At 61.0% G+C, this 3,628-nt stretch carries 5 protein-coding genes; 2 read left to right on the top strand and 3 right to left on the bottom strand.

The window, feature by feature from the left end; genetic code table 11:
- Both FEM54_RS27625 and FEM54_RS27620 read right to left on the bottom strand, forming a co-directional pair.
- A partial coding sequence (locus FEM54_RS27625) for an ATP-binding cassette domain-containing protein (protein WP_171045916.1) occupies positions 1-291 on the bottom strand: 291 nt, incomplete at its 3' end.
- A gap of 7 nt (positions 292-298) precedes the next feature.
- On the bottom strand, positions 299-1,549 hold the full coding sequence (locus tag FEM54_RS27620) for a lipoprotein-releasing ABC transporter permease subunit (protein WP_099548679.1): 1,251 nt from the start codon (positions 1,547-1,549) through the stop codon (positions 299-301).
- Between the two features lie 94 nt (positions 1,550-1,643).
- On the opposite strand from FEM54_RS27620, the gene FEM54_RS27615 reads away from it, so the two are divergent.
- Together FEM54_RS27615 and FEM54_RS27610 are read left to right on the top strand one after the other, a co-directional pair.
- Positions 1,644-2,222: a PilZ domain-containing protein gene (locus tag FEM54_RS27615; protein WP_138453757.1), complete on the top strand. Its 579-nt coding sequence runs from the start codon at positions 1,644-1,646 to the stop codon at positions 2,220-2,222.
- Positions 2,223-2,266: 44 nt separating this feature from the next.
- Positions 2,267-2,989 carry a glycerophosphodiester phosphodiesterase gene (locus FEM54_RS27610; protein WP_017137433.1) on the top strand — a complete coding sequence of 241 codons (723 nt, stop codon included), beginning with the start codon at positions 2,267-2,269 and terminating at the stop codon, positions 2,987-2,989.
- Between the two features lie 42 nt (positions 2,990-3,031).
- Here the strand turns inward: FEM54_RS27610 and FEM54_RS27605 are convergent.
- On the bottom strand, positions 3,032-3,628 hold a 597-nt coding region (locus FEM54_RS27605; RefSeq protein ID WP_171045915.1), incomplete at its 5' end, for an FAD-dependent oxidoreductase.

Below are 3,628 nucleotides of genomic sequence, written 5' to 3'. Positions count from 1 at the left end.
GTGGAACTGGTACACAAAACCGAGCGAACGGTTGCGCAGTTGGCCACGGGCTTTTTCACCCAGTGCCGACAGTTCTTCGCCGGCCAGCCACACGCTGCCCTCGGAAGGCGTATCCAGGCCGCCCAACAGGTTGAGCAAGGTACTTTTGCCGGAACCGGAACTGCCGACGATCGCCACGCGCTCGCCCGGGTGCAGTTCCAGCTGCAGGTTGGACAACACCACTACCGACTCCGGGCCTTCCTCGTAGGATTTGCCCAGGTTGCGGCAGCTCAAGATAGCTTTTTCACTCATGCCCGATTCACTCATAACGTAAGGCCTGTGCTGGCTGGGTGCGTGCCGCGCGCCAGGCTGGATACAGGGTGGCAAGGAAACTCAATAGCAACGCGGCGCCGCCCACCATCAACACGTCCTGGGCCTGAACCTGGGACGGCAAGTAGTCGATGAAGTAGACGTCAGCGTTGAGAAACTTGTGGCCGATGACTTTTTCCAGCGCGGCAATGGCGGCGCTGACGTTCAGCGCGGCCAGAATGCCGACGGCGGTACCGATCAAGGTGCCGACTACGCCGATCACGGTGCCCTGCACCATGAAGATCGCCATGATCTGGCCCGGCGTGGCGCCAAGGGTACGCAGGATGGCGATATCGCCCTTCTTGTCGTTCACCACCATCACCAGCGTGGAGATGATGTTGAACGCAGCCACGGCGACGATCAGCAGCAACAGCAGGCCAATCATGGCTTTTTCCATGCGGATGGCCTGGTAGAGGTTGCCGTGGGTGCGGGTCCAGTCACGGGCGTAGTACTGCGAGTCGCCCAGGTGCTGGGCGATTTCCCACGCGCCGCGCGGTGCATCGAACAGGTCGTTGAACTTGAGGCGCAGGCCCTGCACCTGATCCGGCTGCCAGCGATGCAGGCGCGCCAGGTCGGTGAGGTTGGTGAGGCCCAGGTAGCCGTCGATTTCGCCGGCGCCGACGTGGAAGGTGCCGACCACGGTAAAGCGCTTCATGCGCGGGAACATGCCGGCCGGGGTCACGGTGACTTCCGGCGCGACGAAGGTCAGCTTGTCGCCGATGCCCACGCCGAGCTTGGCCGCCGCCTTGTCGCCGATCACGATGCCGAAGCTGCCGGGTGCCAAGTCGTCGAGTTTGCCCTGCAACATGAACTTGTCGATGATCGACACGTTACGTTCCTGGGCCGGGTCAACGCCATTGAGCAGGATCTTCTGCACCTTGCCGTCGTTGGTCAGCAGCCCCTGCATCTGGGTAAACGGCGCAACGGCCACCACCTTGGGGTTCTGCTTGACCTTGGAGGCCAGGCTTTGCCAGTCGTTGATGGGTTCATCGGACTCGATGGTCGCGTGGGGCACCATGCCCAGCACGCGGGTGCGCATCTCATGATCGAAGCCGTTCATCACCGACAGCACCACGATCATCACGACCACGCCCAAGGCGAGCCCGATCATCGAGGTCAGGGAAATGAACGACACAAAATGATTGCGGCGCTTTGCACGGGTATAACGCGTGCCGATAAATACGAAGAGAGGTCTGAACATGTCGGGGCTTGTTCGGAGGAAAAGAAGACGTCCCGGTGGCGGGGTCTGGTAAGCAGCTTTACACTCTGACCATTACCGTTACCTGGGGTTCGCCATGTCGACATTAGATGAAGAAGAACGCCGCGAATACTACCGTATCGACGACATGATCGCACTTCAAATCAGCACACTGTCTGCCCCGGAAGCGGCGAGCAAGGAAGTGTTGCTGGATGATTCCCCGCTGTTCAATCTGCTCAGCGAACTGCACCTCAGCGAATTCGAAGCCCAGCACCTGCTGCGCCAGATCAGCGAGAAGGACCGCAGCCTGGCGGCCTTTCTCAAAGTCCAGAACAAACGCGTGGACCTGCTCAGCCAGATCATGGCCCGTGGTCTGTTGGACGAGGTCGGCGCACCGCAGCCGGTGATCATCTCCGAAGGCGGCATCGACTTCCAGCACCCCACGCCGCTGGCGCCCGGCGCGCACCTGGCGGTCAAGCTGGTGCTGATGCCCCAGGCGCTCGGCCTGCTGTTGCGCGCACGCGTGACGCATTGCGAGCCCAAAGGCGATGGTTTTGACGTGGGCACGGAGTTCGAATCCATGACCGACGCCCAACGCCAGTTGCTGGCGCGCTATATCCTGCAGAAACAGGCACAGGAACGCCGTCTGGCGCGGGAACAAAGCGACGACCTCTGAATACGTATTGAACACGCCAGCCTATCTGGCGCAAAGGAGCAACTGTGACCCTGATTTACGGCCACCGCGGTGCCAAAGGCGAAGCACCGGAAAACACCCTGACCAGCTTTCAGGAGTGCCTCAAGCACGGTGTACGCCGTTGCGAACTGGACTTGCACCTGTCCATGGACGGCGAGTTGATGGTGATCCACGACCCGACCCTCAAGCGCACCGCCGACCGGCGCGGCAAGGTCGTCGAATATTCAGCCGCCGACCTGGTAAAGATGGACGCGCGCAAAGGTGGCCCAGGCTGGGTCAAACCGTGCCCGATTCCCCGCCTGGAAGAACTGTTCGAACAGTGCGACTTCGATCACTGGCAGCTGGAAGTCAAAAGTGCCTCGCGCACCCGCGCCGCGACCACTGTGCTGGCGATCCGCGAGATGGCCGTGCGGCATGGCCTGATGGACAAGGTCACCGTGACCTCAAGTTCTCGGGAAGTATTAAAAGCGGCGGTTGAGCTCACCCCGGACCTGTCACGCGGCCTGGTGGCCGAATACGCCTGGCTCGACCCGTTGAAGGTCGCGCAGAACTACGGCTGTGAGTACTTGGCGTTGAACTGGACGTTGTGCACCCCCGAGCGCCTGGAAAAAGCCCAGCGTCAGGGTTTGCACGTGTCCGTGTGGACGGTCAACGAACCTGCGCTGATGCGCAGGCTCGCCGACTTCGGCGTAGATAGCCTGATTACAGACTTTCCCGGTTTGGCCACTGCCACCCTCGAGAATTACTGAAATCGGTCTCCCCGGCCGGCTCAGGCCACCGGCCGGAGCCGCTCAAAAAAGCCGGTTGAGGCCGTCGTAGGCCGCTACCCGATAGGCTTCGGCCATGGTCGGGTAGTTGAACGTGGTGTTTACGAAATACTTGAGGGTATTTTGCTCACCCGGTTGGCTCATGATCGCCTGGCCGATGTGCACGATCTCGGAGGCCTGGTAGCCGAAGCAATGCACGCCGAGAACCTCAAGGGTTTCACGGTGGAACAGGATCTTCAGCATGCCTTGCGGCTCACCGGCGATCTGCGCACGCGCCATGCTCTTGAAGAACGCCTTGCCGACTTCATAAGGCACCTTGGCCTTGGTCAGTTCGTGTTCGTTCTTGCCGATCGAGCTGATCTCGGGAATCGTGTAGATCCCGGTCGGCACGTCGTTCACATAACGCCAGCTGCCATTGTCGACGATGCTGCCAGCGGCCGAACGGCCCTGGTCATGCGCAGCACTGGCCAGGCTCGGCCAGCCGATCACGTCACCGGCACCGTAGATGTTCGGTACGCAGGTGCGGTAATTCTCATCCACTTCGATCTGGCCACGGCTGTTGACCTTGACCCCGATGTTTTCCATGCCCAGCTTGTCGGTGTTGCCGGTACGACCGTTGCA

This window comes from Pseudomonas edaphica (assembly GCF_005863185.1).
GTDB classification, from domain to species: domain Bacteria; phylum Pseudomonadota; class Gammaproteobacteria; order Pseudomonadales; family Pseudomonadaceae; genus Aquipseudomonas; species Aquipseudomonas edaphica.
The sequence above is the reverse complement of the archived record's forward strand: the minus strand, read 5'-3'. Positions and strand labels throughout refer to the sequence as shown.